We start from the raw sequence: 15259 nt of genomic DNA, 5'->3' as shown, positions 1-15259 counted from the left end.
GCAACTTTCATCCCCGCAATGGTTTCTTCTCATAGCTCTACTCCTGTCACTTCACAATAAACAGCGTATATAAGAATCAAGCCGACAATGGCGCAGAAGGTGATGGCGAGGATTGTTTTAAGGTGTTCGGTCATTTAGATATCCCTTTTTTGAACTCGTTGTAAGCGGCTAGTTTATCTCTTGCAATACAGTTGTAGCAATCGCATTCACCGGGAGGGCTACACTCATATCCTGCAAACGGCTTTATGGCTTCCGCAAGATCGTCAGCATATTTCCCCAAGTCCATTGCAAGCAGAGATTGATGATTATAACTTTCCATGCTCAAGGGCATAGGCGGCAACGATGCACGAATCTCAACCAATTTGTCAGTCGTTGCACGCAATTCTATAATTGCATCATAAAGATCTTTCGAAGTAGCATCGCTCATCAAATCACCTTCTTCTGCTCACCATGGAGCGCTAGGGTTCTCATTTCAGTGTTTATTGCTCTTGCAGCGATGTGGCCGCGTGATGTGCCCTTTGCGACACGTGAGGCGTATTTCATGCCTTCAAAGAAGCGCTTTACTTCAAGTGGTGTCGGCTCCGGGCGTGGGTTGGCGAGGTTGTATTCGTGGAGTTGCTGGAGAATGTTCATGCGTCACCTTTGGTTTCAGCATCTCGATAATTCCTTAGTCCGGCGCAATAGGCATTAACAGCTATTTTCTCTTCAAGATAGGCTTGGATTTCCTGTACAGAAAACGCTTCTAGCACTTCTCGTACTGTTGTTTTTCTTGTGTCTGTTGGTAAGTTTTCGGATATATACGGTTTACCGCCCTGAACTCGATAGTCATTAATGTAGACACATCTCCTTCCAATAATATCAATAGATATCTGACGGCTGCACAATTCATTTTGAGGTCTTTTAGCGTATGCTTCATTCCATTTGCACATGGTATTATCCTTTCAATAGTGAGGTTATAAAGCATCCAGCGAATAAGATGCATAGTGTGGCTAGGGCGAGGTGGATTATATCAGACATGGCGACTCCTTACTGGCTCAAAATGTTGTAGGCGTTGCTGTCTTCATAGCGGATTTTATCGCCATCCCACATAGGGCCGAGAAGTTTGGCAAAGGTTGGTTGGTTTTGAAGTTCGGCTCGGTTGTGGGGATTATCGTTATATCCTTTGTGTTCGTACCCGAGGTTAGCAGCGAAGTCGATCAGGGCGTCAGTGGTGGTTTCCTGAACAGTGAAGCCCTTTCCTTCGCAGAAGGTTACGATAATGGCTTTCATTATGCACCTGCCTTTTCAATGTTTAACGGCTCTCTCAGACTGTTAAAAGCGCGTCGGGCATTGTCAGTTAATTGACGCTGCCAAGCAGAAAATCTCAGAGACCAGCGAAAACCGTTCTTTTTGAGTAATGAGCGGGCTTCCTCAGTGGGCTTTCCGTCAAAAATCAATTGCAGTCTGTCTTCATCATAGTTCTCGACAACTTCCAGTCCTTTAAAATAATGTGTTTTGTTTTCCTTGTCGGTTTTGCGTCGATCAACCGCCTTCAAATATGACAGAGCATATTTCTGCATGTTATCGTAATAGGCAAGCATTTCAGTTGAGCGCTTGTGTTCCGCGCTGTTTGCCTTTTCTGCTTTTCGAACAGGAAAACGAGCTGGGCCAGTAATCATAGAAGATAGACAACGGGATGTAGCCGACAACCAAGCTTGGGTGCGCTTTCTGTATCCTTCGCGCAGTTTGTCAAAAACTTGCTGCCCAAGCTCCTTGTCTTCCGTGTTCTCTGCGATGAAAGAAGCTAATTTAGTCATTGTCTGAATGTACCCATCTACGACGCTATCACCGCGCTTTTCGGGAGAAAAACTTACATTGAAATATGCACGGCGGGCGGTTTCTCTGTTAATGTCGTTTTCGATTCCGGTGATATTGATCACTGCATATTCTCCTTAAATTCTTGATATATGTTGGTGAAGTAGGGCTTGTAGAAGTAGAACCGTGCGTTAATCACGGCGTGGGTAAAGGCGCGTAACTCATCCATCGATCTGCTCCAAGATCATGTCATCGAATGCATCAGTGGTTTGGATTTCGCGGAACTTGCCGTTGTATTCCAGTTTGACGCTTTCGATCTCAGCGCCGCCATGGATACCGACATCACGCTCGGCAGGATACGTAGAATAAGTTACTTCGATTTGGTGGCCGTTGTAGTCAAAATTGAAAGTGTCGGACATTGTTTTCTCCTTGGTTGTGAATACACCGTATCACTAAATGATACGCTCGTCAACAACTTTTTTGAAGAAATCGCAATTATTTTTTAGGGCGAGATGGCTTGTGAACCAACCTTCTAACCCTTCTGCTTTTACCAGCTATGTAAAGGTCAATATAGAGTTTTCCCTTGTATGACTTGGGATTCCAATTGAAGTGGTATACCTCCGCTAGCTCAAGTTCGTAACGATCATGGGGTGGAATGGTAATTGGCCAGTCATAAGGACCACCTCGATCATCAGCTCTTCTTTCGACAGGCCAAACAAAAAACTTTCGTCGCTTCCATGTCATCTCCCAGTCTTTAATCAATATTGGTGTGGACGACAGATTTGTCAAAATAACTGAATTCCATTCTTTTTGTTCGTGCTTCGGCCTTCCTTCAACGATAATTCCACGGCGGTCGCGGCGATATTGAGAAATCTGAATCCATGCCAGTGGCACTGATATTAATAATGCGATAATGGCTGTAACAAGCGCTGCGAATGCTATTGAGTCTGTCGTGTTCATACCCAAATATCAGCAAAATCCTTCTTTCTTCCTCCCGATAGCCCCTTGTGCCGAAGGCGCGCCGAGCCTATACTTTCTAAAAAAAGGAGACACCATGTCGAGATTACTTACCCCCGCCGAGCAAGCCTTACTTGAAGAAAACGGTATGCGTACTGATCAGGGAAATGAGATTGACCCGCCGCCGGTTGTCAAACTGTTCGCCGTAAATGGGGTTGCTACTTGGTTGCTGACAGAGCTTAGTCCCTTTTACCCTGGAATGGCGTTTGGGTTGGCGGACTTGAACGATGGCAAGCCTGAGCTGGATAATGTATTCATGCCAGAGCTGGAAACAGTCCAGTTTGATGATGATGGCGGATTCATTGTCGAGAAGGATGAAGACTTTAAGCCGGAGTATCCCCTATCTGTGTTCACCGAAGCGGCAATAATGTGCGGCAAAATCACAGAAGATCCAGAGCAGTTGGCGTTGGCCCAAAGGCGTTTAGAATCGCGAGCGCCTTAATTAGCGATTTTCTGAACAATATCCTAGGAAAATTTTGTTTTTTCGACAAATTCCGTTATCTTTGTGTAATGCCATAGGTATGGCAGGTTTAAACATGCATAAGGAATCATTTAATGACATTCCGAGAATTCGAAGATCAATTAGTTGATCAAACCGTTAACGACAGCAGAAACAAGTCGTTAGCACCCTTCCTTGGCCTCACGGTCAAACAATTGTCCAAACTGAGTTACGGTGTCTCTGATGAGCGAGACAAAGACGGAGCAGTGACACACTACGTTGTGACGTTTCATGACGATAACCCGCCGAAACTGTTATCAAAAGTGAAAGGCCTAGAAAACGGAAACATGGTTATTTTACCACCGCACGTGTTCGGCTGACCAGACGAGAAACTTCATTTGACATTCGCTTGATCCCTCATAACGAGGTAATCGGGCATAAATACATTTGAAAGTACAGGACAGTGGCCGCTCTCAATTTCGAGGGCGGCTTTTTTTTGCACTTCTTTTGAGTACTGAACGACGTCCGGCTGCGCGTTAAAAGGAACCGTCTCGCAAGCGGTTAACAACGCCAATGGCATCAGGGCGATTATTGCGGATTTCACGTTGTTTCTCCTTTACCTGTACGATCTTTTCAATTGTGACGGTGCGTTGCTTCTCTTTGCCGTCTGAGTATCCAGACCAGTAACCAAGGGTTATCCCCAAAATGAACGCTGCGAGGCCGATGGCAATAGAATTCAAGACTGACACAGGCTCATCTCCTTCATTCGGCGCTTAGGTAATCCCATACAGCCATTGGCTGCAATTTTGCAATCCGTTTTCTTCACGAACGTCCAGCGCATTAGCTCCTGACATGCCTGCGGGTGGCCTGCATTCAGCTTTCTACGCAAGGTGGATGTTCTGAACGCATTCAATCCAACGTTATAGGTGAATGACGTCAAAGCTGCCCATCGGCTATTCGTCATCGGAGTGTCAACCAGATACCAGACGGCTATCCCAATGGCGCGAAGCTTGGTTCTCAGTAGAAAATCACATTGCTCTTTCGAAACCGGACCAGATGGCTTCTGCCCTTCAGTTTCTCCATAGCACCATGTCCACACGCCTCCAATATCCTTGTACGGAACGGATCGAAAACCTTCCTCGACTGCGACAAACGGAACTGCAATGGAGAGCATCGCCGCGACGGCAGCGCCAGTAAGTTTATTTCCCAGAGACATCGAGCTTTCTTTCCTTGTTCCACTTCCAGATAATATAGAGCGTTTGAACAAAGAAATACAAGGCGGTGCAGATCCCTGCGTACTCAGCGGGGCTAAGTCCAAAAACAAGAAATCCCCCTGCGACTTTGGAGCTGGCGGTCAGGACTTCGAGCTTGGCTTCCATTCTCTTCATTCTCTCTGTTTAGTAGTGATGGTATAAGTAATCCATGTGGTTTAGTCGTCTCTGCCACGTTTATCAAAGTATCCAAGTGTAGAGATGTACAAATTGCTGTTACTGGCCGCGACGCGGGTTCTGATCTGTCCAGATGTATTTGTCCAACAGGTAGCCTCACCGCCTACGACGGAGGAGTTAGCACCATCCTGACCTTGAAGCGTAGCCAGTGGGGCGACAGTTGCGCTCGGGGCAAGATCAACGGTGTCAGGCGCACTCAGATATAGAGCAGCAAATCCCCCCGCATTACCATTCGTAATCGAGGCATTGACGCTTGCCTTTAACTTTAAGCCAATCGGGACTGACAAGGTTTTAAGAACGGCCGTGGTCACTGGCGATGCGTCGCTCACATCCAGAATGGGTGTAAGATATTCGAATTCATCCCCGCGCTGTGCATATGGGCGGATCGCCCCCGTTGCATCGGTTTTGAACGAGGCAATACGGCGTCTCTCGGTGAAACCACTTGAAGCGACAAAGGCTGTCCCGGAAGGAACAAACTTGTAATCAACTGCGTAAGTTGTCGGGTTGTAGATGGCGAACAGGTCAATCGTCTGGTTATTGGCCTTAGCAGAGCCTGATTGCATCCCCCCGGCGTTGTTTCCTGCCGCCCAGGTTGCGTCTTGCTGTTTCGTCATGGCGACAGATTGGATTACCGTCCCCTCGTCTGTGGCAAACCATACGCCACCAGCAATCGTAATGTCATTGGCAACATCCGCCGCGTTGCTTGTTTCTGGAGGTGCCTTGCTGCGAGAAAGCCTGCCTAATAAACCTCCACTTGCAGGGTAAACAAGCTCAAACCAGCCAGAGACAGGTTTATAGACAGCTTCAAAATAACCGCCTACTGCCAAAACATTGGCAGCAGGATCGACACCGTTTACCTTAATATTCTTGTTGCCGAGGGAATTAACGTTTACTTGTAGCGCTCCTGCGGCATTAGCCTGAGTTGCGAAACCGCGAATAGTCATCGCATCTGAGTATGCTTTCGGTGCAACAGGGAGGGTTAATGTGAGTGCGTTGGCTGTGCCGCCAACTACGCCGAAATGCTCAATAAAGTTTAGGTTTTCATCTCTTGTCGGTACAATATCAGCGATGAAACCAAGATAGACGTTCTTGGTGCCGGACCCGAAATTAACGGGCGCGTTGGCATTTGAAGATTTCAGTACGGTATTTCGCGCCAATGTATCGGGAGAGGCATCTGTTACCGTACCAATGCCGCATTCCCACGAAACAATGACCCCAGAAATATCAGCTTGTGTGATCGTGTAAGGAACTTTCGCACCGCTACCAACGCCAGTGACAAACGCTTGAAAGCCGTCTACCGGCCCACCGAGCGAAAGCGTCCCTGTTCCAGTGGTGGTGGATGTTTCAAAAACGCGATCTGCTGTTTTCAGTGTCATACGGGAATTTCCTCAATGCGGAAAGCTTTGTTGAACAGGGAGAATTGATAATTCACCTTTGGATTGATTATTTCCATCGTGCCATAGTACGAGCGGATTTGCAAAAAATCTTTTGCGTCGGGATCAGGAACAAACAAAACATCCTTTGTACGCCCACAGGCCAGTTCCAAGGCGTATATCTTACCGAACATCTCAGCCTCGTTTGAATACCCGAGTGCGAAATCTGCCGTTTTGTATTTCACAAACTCTCGTGGAACCTTACCGCCTGACACCACCCGGCTTACGCGTGACGGATCAACAACACCTTCCGCAAGGCCGTAATCCATGTTTGTTTCTGGCTGGAAAGCGTTACTAATATAAAGTCGGCCAATATCAATGTACTCAGCGCCTGTGTCCACTACATCGATAAACCAGTATCGGTAAGTCTGGGCAGAGAAGAAGGAAAGAAACATATTCTTTTCCAGCGGGTATCCACTGTCAGAAAATCCTGTTTGATTTGATCGGGCTGGTAACAATCCCGTGTCATACGGTGCTGTGCCTGCGTCATTCGTGTTTGAGGCACGAACTCTCACCGAAGCTGCGGCAGAGCAATTGTGTGCTATTAATGCAACAAGATTTATTTCTTTTGAATTGAGCAGATCAATCGTCAACGAAACTGTGTCTCCAATAACCCGGTAAACGGCTTTCAAATCCATTTTTTGAAGGTTCCCGATAGATAGATCACCGGCTCCTGTTGTTCCGGTAATGGTCGCTGCATCAGATAGAGTGGCGCTTGCCAAAATCATATTCTGCATGGCTTACCCCCACAATTCAAATACAGTTGCGCCAGTTTCAGCGTCCTCGGATATGCCGGAAACCATAAAGACCTTTCCGTTATCAAGGTTGAACCGATTGTATATCAGTTTCACCTGATCGCCAATGTATAATTTGAATAGCTCACGGTAAACCGTCAGTTGGAAAACCTGTCTCGGCTCGCTGTAAACGGACACAAGACGATCAAGAAGTATCTGTGCATTGGCTTCGTCAGCAATGTTCGTGTAGAAAATCTTTTCCACCATCTCTCTGCTCTTACCTCGGACACCGCGATCTTCATTTGTAACGAATCGGTATTCATTCGAGACAAAGGAACGTATGTCATCGGTGGTTGCCGATGCAAGCTCGCTTTCGTCCTGAACCGTCCACGCAGGGGCGTAAGCGACAGAAACACGCCAGGCGGGTTTAGTCACACGGTCTAATTTAATTCCCTGTTCATCAATGTCATCAATGGAAATTGTTGTCGTTTCAAGCGTTGGTGGTGAAACCGTACCAGCAAACAACAGCCCTTGCCGGGTAAAAGTCCAATAAGCCCCTACCCCTGAAATGAGGTCATTGATTGCATCACTGGCGGTTAAATTCCGATTGATGTAGATCCCGACATCTCCGGCCAAAACGGTATCAAGCTTATTCAAAGAGCCACCGTCGATGTATTCAGGCTCAATCGGATTAAGTCCGAGGCGTGTTGTAACAATTCTTTCGATGATGTCGCCTGTCTTTGAAACGTACCCCCCGGAATTTTCACCCTGAACATCAAGGGTAATTCGTCCTGCCGGGGTCGATCCAAGCTTTACAAATCCGCCTGATAGCTGCGTTTTGAACTGGCCGGGAGATACTGAAGCCGCCGTAATGTCCGCAACATCTCCACCGTTTGTTAGCGCAACACCTCGATCACGGCACGCATCAACTGCGAGTGCTGAACCGTCGTGAAATTGGTAGATGAGGTTGACCGAATCTACCAGAACAGGCTCGACGTTCTTGCAGACACCATAGGCAAGCGGTTTATAAGTGTTGGCAATGTCAGAACCACCATCAATCCCGCCCGTTCCGCCGTAAATGCCTGAAACAATCTGTTGATCGGTTTTTGAACGGTTATCCTTAATCGTCAGGGTGAATTGGTCGTCATCCCCGTCAAAATCGTCAATTGCGCCATCGAAGATTGTTGCAAAATCCTGATAACGAAACCACTTTGCCCCAGCCTTTACAACCACCCTTCGAGATGACCAGTAATAATCTACCAGTCTATCAAGATCACCATTGCCATTCTGGATCACGATTGAACCATAAGACTGGTTGCTATTCCCGAATTCATCATTTGAAAGCACTGAGACATCGAACTGGAAGGCGTTATTGACCTGTCCGATGAAGTATTTATTTGCGAGTGTGTCTGTGGGCTTGGTAACAAATCCCGCATCAGAAAGGCAGATAAGCGTCACACCTCCATAGTAATTAAAACCATACTGGCTGATTGGCAGCGTCCCATACGGCGGCTCTCCGCTAAATGAGCTCTCCTGTGTGAGGTCATAAGGATAAGCCTCAATCAGATAAACAAGCTGGGCATCCGGATTTTGTTGAAGCGTTACAAATGGATCTGGCGTGGAATGGTCGAGATCATCCGCCAGTTGGCTGATGGCTAGATCACCAAAGAAATTCAGGTATTCGGTCATGCAGCTACTTTCATGTAGTTCAGTAGTCGCTCCATTACCTTACGCATCTTTACGGTTTCCTTACGGCTTGCACGGGCTTCCTCTGTGTTTTCCTGCATTAGTGCCGCTACCTGCTGGTTTCCACGGACAATATCACCGGAAACATTACCGGACAACGCCATTATTCCTGCCGTTTGCCCTGCGGTGTAAACCTGCTCACCGCCGTTCATACGAACTAATTCACGGCCTTGCTCACCCACCATCGCCAACCCGGGTGAAGCGGAGTTTGTACCCTTCGCGTACCCGGGAACGCCTGCGGCTCTCGCAATCTCACTAACACTGGAACGTACAAAGCTTTCCAATGCAACAAAACTCACAGATGATGCATAAATGCCACGTCCAAGCTCAACAAGCGTGGCAGCAGCGCCCAAAAGATCACTTGTGACGGTCAAATCGCCACCCTGGGCGGTTTTCAGAAGATCATCAAAATTGCGTTGTGCAAGTCCAAGCTTCTCCAATGGGGTCAGTGAAGAATTGTTGCTCAACGACTGTCCATCAAGGAATGCCTTGAATGTCTTGGTCATGTCCTCCAAGCTCGCAAATCCTGCGGCCTGAGCTTTCAACGCTCCCACGGCAGCATCTCGCTGCTTCTCAAGCGCTTTTGTGTACTCCTCAATAGGCAATCCGAGATTGGTTGCAGTTTCCAGCAACTTTTGCATGTTGTCATTGACGGTTTTGATCGCAGTAGCAAGTTGGTCGGCGGCAAGGTTCGGATTAATCGCGTCTTTATAAGACTGACCGAACGCAAAGGCGTCAGAAAGCGCAGAAGCGTTCTGAGTGCCAACCTTCCCTAAGATTTGACTAAATGTTTCATCCAGCCCTGTAATGCTGTTTTGAAGGTCGGTGAATATCTTGTCAGTGAACGCTTGGGAGTTATTTCCGAAGTTTTGACCGTTGTACCGCAAACCATCTCGGCTACCCACAACGATATTGGCAGAGCCATTGACCGCACCGCCGTACTGTTTAATCGTCGCAATAACGCTCGACATTGTGCTGAATATCGCATCGCGGTAATTCGCGTTCTCCTGGCTGAATTTCTTACCGGTCTGGCCGTTGGTAGACAATGCGCCTGAGGCGAAGTCCAGTGTACCGCCTTGTGCTTTATCAGACGGTTTTCCACCGCCAAACAGCCCGCCAAGAGCAGATCCGACAAACCCGCCCAATCCGGCACCAATCGGACCACCCAGCAATCCACCGGCTAATGAGCCGAGTGTAGATGCACCAGCGTTCACAAACATATTCTTATTGCCAAGGCCGAGCAGGGACGCTCCTAGCCCACCAATTGAGCCATAGCCCAATGCAGACGAAAGCGTTAAGCCCGCGGTTTGTCCGGGCAGAAGCGGCCCCATAAAGTTTGAACCGACATTCGCAAAGCCGAATTTTGAGCCGAATGTGTTAATCGCTCCACTGATACCAGAGGAACCCAGCGAATTACCAAACAACGCTTTACCACCGCTGTAAAGGCTTCCAAGGTTACCAAGAAAACCAGAACTCCCGACTGTCGTTCCGACTGTCCCACCAGTGCTTGAAGCTGCCGCAATCGCACCGGATGATAAACCAAACGCTCCACCAACTGCCCCAACCAATGAAATGACAATCGGACGGGCAAACGCCTGATATGCAAGATCAGCAAGGAAGTTTTTAAATGTGTTCTTCCAGCCGTTCAAAAGAGCCTTGAAACCACCATCGCTTTCCGTGAAGGCAGATTTGAAAGCATCCTTGAAACCGTCATCAATCTCGCTTGCAAGGGATTGGAACGCCTTACCCACCGGACTGTTCAACTCAGCTTCAACGCGCAGTTTGTCCAGTTCCTCACGGGCGTTTTGAATGTTCTTTGCAATCGCCATGCTCTGCTCAGTTGTCTTGGCGAATGGTTTTAACTTCTCCATCGCTTCGATTTCGTCGTGGAGCTTTTCAGTCTCGGAACGGGAATCCTTGATTGCATCGGTGAGCTGCTGCTGGATTTCTTTCTGTGCTTTCAGGGCTTCCTTGTTCTCTTTACCCTTTTTAGCAATCTCACCGGCGATTTTGGCGTATTCCTGAGAAATAGCGCGTTTTTCAGTTGTAATTGCCGAACTGAATTCATCACCGAACAAAGCGTCTTCACGCTCTTTACGTGCTGCGTTGGCTGCTGAGAACGCACCGCCAATGTCGGAAGTTTTAAACAGATCAATTTGCGAACGGTCTACGCCCATCCATGCTGGGGCGTTGCTTTTTGCCCAGTTAATCGCCTGAATGGCTTTGTTGATACCGGTAAGCATCAGGTTTACGGCTTCCTGAACACTTGCAGCCAGATAATCGAATGTCGTGGCGAGGCCGTTATAAATCATTTTTGCCCCAACACCAACTGACCTTAAAGCCAAACCGATAGCATTGGTTGCTCCGGTTGCTTTGTTGGCTTGTGCAATGACCTGCTCGAAGCTATTGACCATCTGTTTTCCGCCCTGTTCGGCAGTTTTGGGAAACTGCTCAAACTCCGAACGGACTTTCTCGGTCTGGTTCAAAACTGCGGCGAAAACATCACTGGAAAGTAATTTGCCCTCAACAACCAATTGGCGCATCTGTCCGGTGGTCACGCCCAGTTCATCTGCAATCGCTTTGCCGACCGCCGGAATATTCTCCATGATCGAGTTGAATTCTTCTGCGCGTGTGTATTGGCTGGAAAGCGCCTGACCCAACTGGGTAAGACCCGCCTTCATTGCTTCTGGAAGTGCTCCTGACGTCACACCAAGCTTTGTAACAGTCTCGGTGAAAACAATCATATCATTATTAGTGGCTTTGATCTCTTCACGAACAAATGAAAGACGTTGGAGAATAGAAAGGCTGGTCGCCATTTCACTCCCTGTCGCATTTGAGATTCGACGCAGCTCACCCATCATCCGGGTTGCTTCTTGTGTGCTTCTGGCTACGCTCTTGAGCCTTGCTTCCATGACCGTAAATTGGTCAGCAGATTTAACGCTCTGCACCAAACCTAAAGCCACACCCATCGCAGAAAGTGCCGATTTAAGACTGTTTGTAGCGGAGGTCGTAGCTCTTACTTGGTTTTCGAGCTGCTTTGTGGAAGCGACAGCACCCTTACTGGAAGCACTAATATCGTCGAGGGATTTTTTGATAACGCGACCGCCAGAGGTGTCTCCGGTAATCCCTACAACGATATTTACGTCAGTCATTTCGACCCCTTGCGCTTCTCTTCAAATTGATAAGCGGCGTTCTCCAATGACCTGATATGGCTTTCCAAAACTGTGAAATCTTCAATGTCATTCACTCCGTTTCGTATTGCCCATCTGTCAATGGAAGACCAAGGTATCGGGCCTACGCTCATTCCAATTGGTTTATCATACCTCAGTTCGTGGTATGCAATCAAGTAAAAGTCCAAGCCGGGAAGAAGTTTAGGGCGACGGTCTAATGCATCAACTTTTTTACCGCTGTGCTGTAAACCTTGAAGCCATTCAACCTTATCGCCCCACTCCAGTTCCCAGGCAAGGACTTCAATTAGTTTTTTGCTTCGGCCTCTGTTCTTTTCTTGCGGAAGTTTGCAGCGTCAGAAGCGTCAGATTGGATTTTGGTGAACAGATCCGGCGCAGCTAAAAACAACCTGACCAGACCCTCTTTTGCGTCGTCATTGTATGGAATGCTCACGCCGTCAGCGGTTTTCAGACCGACGATAACTGTATCAGTGTAAATTTCGGCCATCAACTGATTGGCTCTTTGGTCTTCTTCGCCTTCTGCAACTTCTCCGCGTGCCTCTAGATAAGGCAGAACCTTCTCCTTCATAGCTTTCACATACGCATGGTTGCGGTGAACTGCTCGGCGCAAAATGAATGTACCGTAACGGCCATAGTCGAATGCGACGCCTGCGGAAGTTTCGAGGTTTGTATCAGTCTCAAAACCTTGATGCAAAGTCTCGAGGAATGACGACAACAGATCTTTGGCAACTTTTGGAGATGCTGGGGTTTTAGGCTTGGACATGTGTGATCCTTCGGGTTGGACGGAAGCGGCCTGCCCGAACAGACCGCCCCCTAACTTGCAAGTATTCAATTAGCCCTCGGGTAGGCATTCGGTTTACGGTGTGCGCGTAATTCTCATTTGAGCGGCTTGTGTCGCATCGAAATAGGCTTGGAAGCTGATCTTCTGCATAACGTCTTGGTTGTTGCCATCGGCAGCGATGTTGTTTGCTGTCAGTTTCAGCTTTGGAATGAAGAATGTGTATTTCGCTGTGGATACGCCACCCAGAGAGAATGTCAGGTCTGCCGCAGTATCGGCGAGGAACAGTTCGAACAATTCTTGGCTATCGAAATATGCTTCCATCTCACCAGTAACAACGAATTGACCCGCACGGATGCCTTTGCTCGCAACCTGACCCATAACGGCCTGTTGTTCCAGGTTGTTTGTGATGTTCAATGATAGGGACATCAACTGAACTGTACCGCCGCCTGTGATTGACAAAGCTGCGAAGTTATTGGCGGCGTTGATGACAGGGTTTGCGTTTGGATCGGTGTAGGTCGCGCCTGCGATAATTGCCTGAGCAGAAGTCGTTGTCTGGCACATCATATTAAACGAGCCGGTAACGATCTCCTTTGCACGCATATTCAGCGAAAGGCTGTTTACAACAGCTCCCGGATAGCGGTGGAATTGGTTTGCAGTTGCAGCAAAGGTTTTTTCCAGTGTGAATGATTTACGAGTTACGCCGTTTTTCAGGACGTTTGTTGCCCACGTGCTGTACATCAAGCTTTCAAGGAAGTCATCGAATGTCCCATAGGAAAGCTCAAAGTTGATGTCGCCACCAGCTTCCTGACCGACACGAGTCATATCCGCGACGTTACGATCCGGGCGAATCTCGTTGCTGGAAACGTACTGAATAGCCGGGGAAAGGCTTTCACCAGTCATGCGCAGTTTTTTGAAGACAGGCGTTGTAGGTGTGACACCGTATGTTGCTTCGGCGACATAGCCCAAGCGGGTTTGTGAAGAATCAGTCATGGATGGCTCCTTGGTTAAGCGATAACGTCATAATAGAATTTGGATAGCACGTTGATCTGATGCCACCCTGCGCCGTCATTACCGATTTCTCGCGCCTGAACGTCATAGAAGGTTATACCAGAAATTTGCTTTCCTTGAAAGATGGGAATGATTAAATCAGCCTTTTTTCGGGCGTCCTTGCTGGCGTTACCCTGCGGCTGAAAAATCTGCGCGGTGATTAATCCTTCGCGGCGAAACTTGTTGCTGCTCGGTGATCCGATGCTGGCCTGATAGCCATCGACATGAGCAATTTTCAAGCGCACCCACGTTTCACTGTTCGGAATATCAAACTTCACGTCATCGTATGCGACTTTGGTGGTTGCGCCCCATGCGATCTTAAATGCATTACGAATGGCGGCTACTGCGGATTCATAGCTCATTTCAATTCCCTCGCAATGATCTGCTTGGCTTGACGAGAAGCCAGCATAAGCCCTTTATCAACGAAGTTTTCAGGGGCTTGCGAAGACCAGCCTTCATTCAATCGCTGGATGTACGGAAGGTTGTTTGAGATGTAGATCGTGTCCTTGACCTTGTATTTGGCCGTCACGTTGATCGCCTGAACGGTATCTGGGGCATCAGTGCTTTCAGTGACAGATAAATCAACGGTGTTAATGTCGATATTCCAGTTCGCACGAGCGCGTCCGCCAACATAGCCGGGCGGTGGATCGGATTTCCAGAGGTCAGGATTACCAACAGGAGTACTGATAACGATATTTGTGTAAGCCTGCAATGCGTAGATCCGAACAGCCTTTTCTAAGGAGCCTTCGACCTTTTTCTTGTATGCGGCTTTGATTTGCTCATCAACGGTCATTTTCTGACCTGCAACTTATAAATGAGCGGTGTGTCGCCTGGGCGGATAATGTCAAGCGGCAGGACTTTGTATTCGTAGTCACCGTCCACCAGAATATCATTGTGCTGTGGTGGGGACGCCAGTGAAGAAGCGGCAATTAGGACTTTCTTGTCATCTCGCAGGATGATCGTGCCGTCAATCTCGTTCTGTTCAAACTTGGTAAACAGGGCGATAACAGACACATCGGCAGAACTCCCACCGGAAAACGAATCAGTCGCAGGATCGTAATCCCCCTGATTGTTGCGGCGCAAAATGACAGACCGACCGAATTCCTCAATCTGCTCTTTCGCCAGTTCAGCCATTTCACCGTAAAAGCTCATACGCGCACCGTTGGTACGTTAATGCCGTTGCCGGAAAGGTATGGGCGCAATAGGCCATCAACAGCAGGGCGCTTCGTGCTGGTAAAGGGGGATGCGAAGTATTCAACCTCGATCACATCGACCTTTTTGAATTTCGTTTGTCCGTTTGGGGATATGGACGGATTTAATGTGGCTGTCAGGGCTTCCAGTGCCAACACACATACAGCTTGCTTGACAGCGTTTGGAATAATGTTATTGGCGACATTCTGGATGCCGGATCGCGGCCAGTTCAGAGGCTGGTCTGCTTCAACCAAGCAACCTTTCCATGAATATTTTTCTTGCAGATAATCAGTGGCGCGGATCAGGGCAGCTTGTTTTACAGCATCGGTGCCTGTCCAGCCGGTATTATTACGGTCGGAGTGGTAGCTGTTCGCGAAATCCAAATCAACGAGTGAGTTGGCTCCCTCTACAATGCTTCCATCTTCGACCGTAAGTGTCATT

Annotated in this window: 21 protein-coding genes; 1 reads left to right on the top strand and 20 read right to left on the bottom strand. The window is 48.1% G+C overall.

The features are described 5' to 3' along the window. Window positions 1–130: 130 nt before the first annotated feature. The 7 genes from CLV60_RS27515 to CLV60_RS34360 all read right to left on the bottom strand — a co-directional run bounded on the left by CLV60_RS27515 (window position 131) and on the right by CLV60_RS34360 (window position 2754). Window positions 131–427, bottom strand: a complete 297-nt coding sequence (locus CLV60_RS27515) for a hypothetical protein (RefSeq protein ID WP_106598620.1) — start codon at window positions 425–427, stop codon at window positions 131–133. Next, window positions 427–633 carry a hypothetical protein gene (locus CLV60_RS27510; protein ID WP_106598619.1) on the bottom strand — a complete coding sequence of 69 codons (207 nt, stop codon included), beginning with the start codon at window positions 631–633 and terminating at the stop codon, window positions 427–429. The genes CLV60_RS27515 and CLV60_RS27510 overlap by 1 nt, the downstream gene beginning before the upstream one ends. Next, window positions 630–929, bottom strand: a complete 300-nt coding sequence (locus tag CLV60_RS27505; RefSeq protein WP_106598618.1) for a hypothetical protein — start codon at window positions 927–929, stop codon at window positions 630–632. The genes CLV60_RS27510 and CLV60_RS27505 overlap by 4 nt, the downstream gene beginning before the upstream one ends. A gap of 97 nt (window positions 930–1026) precedes the next feature. Further along, window positions 1027–1269, bottom strand: a complete 243-nt coding sequence (locus tag CLV60_RS27500) for a hypothetical protein (RefSeq protein WP_106598617.1) — start codon at window positions 1267–1269, stop codon at window positions 1027–1029. Beyond that, window positions 1269–1919, bottom strand: a complete 651-nt coding sequence (locus CLV60_RS27495; RefSeq protein WP_106598616.1) for a DUF8626 domain-containing protein — start codon at window positions 1917–1919, stop codon at window positions 1269–1271. The genes CLV60_RS27500 and CLV60_RS27495 overlap by 1 nt, the downstream gene beginning before the upstream one ends. 96 nt (window positions 1920–2015) lie before the next feature. Further along, entirely contained in the window at window positions 2016–2213 is a 198-nt protein-coding gene (locus tag CLV60_RS27490) for a hypothetical protein (RefSeq protein WP_106598615.1), read from the bottom strand. 76 nt (window positions 2214–2289) lie between these two features. Next, a complete protein-coding gene (locus CLV60_RS34360) occupies window positions 2290–2754 on the bottom strand; it encodes a hypothetical protein (protein ID WP_170118878.1) in 465 nt (154 codons plus the stop codon). Between the two features lie 94 nt (window positions 2755–2848). Between CLV60_RS34360 and CLV60_RS27485 the strand changes: the two genes are divergently transcribed. After that, window positions 2849–3253: a DUF2958 domain-containing protein gene (locus tag CLV60_RS27485; protein WP_170118877.1), complete on the top strand. Its 405-nt coding sequence runs from the start codon at window positions 2849–2851 to the stop codon at window positions 3251–3253. 733 nt (window positions 3254–3986) lie between these two features. Here the strand turns inward: CLV60_RS27485 and CLV60_RS35065 are convergent. The 13 genes from CLV60_RS35065 to CLV60_RS27410 form a co-directional block, all read right to left on the bottom strand. Then, entirely contained in the window at window positions 3987–4424 is a 438-nt protein-coding gene (locus CLV60_RS35065; protein ID WP_374755661.1) for a lysozyme, read from the bottom strand. 25 nt (window positions 4425–4449) lie between these two features. Then, window positions 4450–4629, bottom strand: a complete 180-nt coding sequence (locus tag CLV60_RS27465) for a hypothetical protein (RefSeq protein WP_146151602.1) — start codon at window positions 4627–4629, stop codon at window positions 4450–4452. A 50-nt stretch (window positions 4630–4679) separates the two neighbouring features. Beyond that, entirely contained in the window at window positions 4680–6074 is a 1395-nt protein-coding gene (locus CLV60_RS27460) for a hypothetical protein (protein ID WP_106598609.1), read from the bottom strand. Further along, window positions 6071–6868 (bottom strand): hypothetical protein, encoded by a 798-nt coding sequence (locus CLV60_RS27455; protein ID WP_106598608.1) that lies wholly within the window; start codon window positions 6866–6868, stop codon window positions 6071–6073. The genes CLV60_RS27460 and CLV60_RS27455 overlap by 4 nt, the downstream gene beginning before the upstream one ends. Window positions 6869–6871: 3 nt before the next feature. Next, on the bottom strand, window positions 6872–8554 hold the full coding sequence (locus CLV60_RS27450) for a hypothetical protein (RefSeq protein ID WP_106598607.1): 1683 nt from the start codon (window positions 8552–8554) through the stop codon (window positions 6872–6874). Then, complete coding sequence (locus CLV60_RS27445) at window positions 8551–11763, bottom strand: tape measure protein (RefSeq protein WP_106598606.1); 3213 nt, start codon at window positions 11761–11763, stop codon at window positions 8551–8553. Before CLV60_RS27445 ends, CLV60_RS27450 begins: the two co-directional genes overlap by 4 nt. Beyond that, the gene (locus CLV60_RS35160) at window positions 11760–12065 is read right to left on the bottom strand and encodes a phage tail assembly chaperone (RefSeq protein WP_445438694.1); all 306 of its coding nucleotides are present in this window, start codon (window positions 12063–12065) and stop codon (window positions 11760–11762) included. Before CLV60_RS35160 ends, CLV60_RS27445 begins: the two co-directional genes overlap by 4 nt. A gap of 20 nt (window positions 12066–12085) precedes the next feature. Next, window positions 12086–12562 carry a phage-derived protein YdaY family protein gene (locus CLV60_RS27435; RefSeq protein ID WP_106598604.1) on the bottom strand — a complete coding sequence of 159 codons (477 nt, stop codon included), beginning with the start codon at window positions 12560–12562 and terminating at the stop codon, window positions 12086–12088. 93 nt (window positions 12563–12655) lie between these two features. After that, on the bottom strand, window positions 12656–13570 hold the full coding sequence (locus CLV60_RS27430; protein ID WP_146151601.1) for a phage tail tube protein: 915 nt from the start codon (window positions 13568–13570) through the stop codon (window positions 12656–12658). Between the two features lie 14 nt (window positions 13571–13584). After that, window positions 13585–13989, bottom strand: a complete 405-nt coding sequence (locus CLV60_RS27425; protein ID WP_106598602.1) for a phage tail terminator-like protein — start codon at window positions 13987–13989, stop codon at window positions 13585–13587. Next, complete coding sequence (locus CLV60_RS27420; protein ID WP_106598601.1) at window positions 13986–14420, bottom strand: hypothetical protein; 435 nt, start codon at window positions 14418–14420, stop codon at window positions 13986–13988. The genes CLV60_RS27425 and CLV60_RS27420 overlap by 4 nt, the downstream gene beginning before the upstream one ends. Beyond that, window positions 14417–14779: a hypothetical protein gene (locus CLV60_RS27415; protein ID WP_106598600.1), complete on the bottom strand. Its 363-nt coding sequence runs from the start codon at window positions 14777–14779 to the stop codon at window positions 14417–14419. The genes CLV60_RS27420 and CLV60_RS27415 overlap by 4 nt, the downstream gene beginning before the upstream one ends. Beyond that, complete coding sequence (locus CLV60_RS27410) at window positions 14776–15258, bottom strand: DnaT-like ssDNA-binding protein (protein WP_106598599.1); 483 nt, start codon at window positions 15256–15258, stop codon at window positions 14776–14778. Before CLV60_RS27410 ends, CLV60_RS27415 begins: the two co-directional genes overlap by 4 nt. Window position 15259 lies beyond the last annotated feature (1 nt).

The organism is Dyadobacter jiangsuensis (assembly GCF_003014695.1).
GTDB lineage: Bacteria > Bacteroidota > Bacteroidia > Cytophagales > Spirosomataceae > Dyadobacter > Dyadobacter jiangsuensis.
The sequence above is the reverse complement of the archived record's forward strand: the minus strand, read 5'-3'. Positions and strand labels throughout refer to the sequence as shown.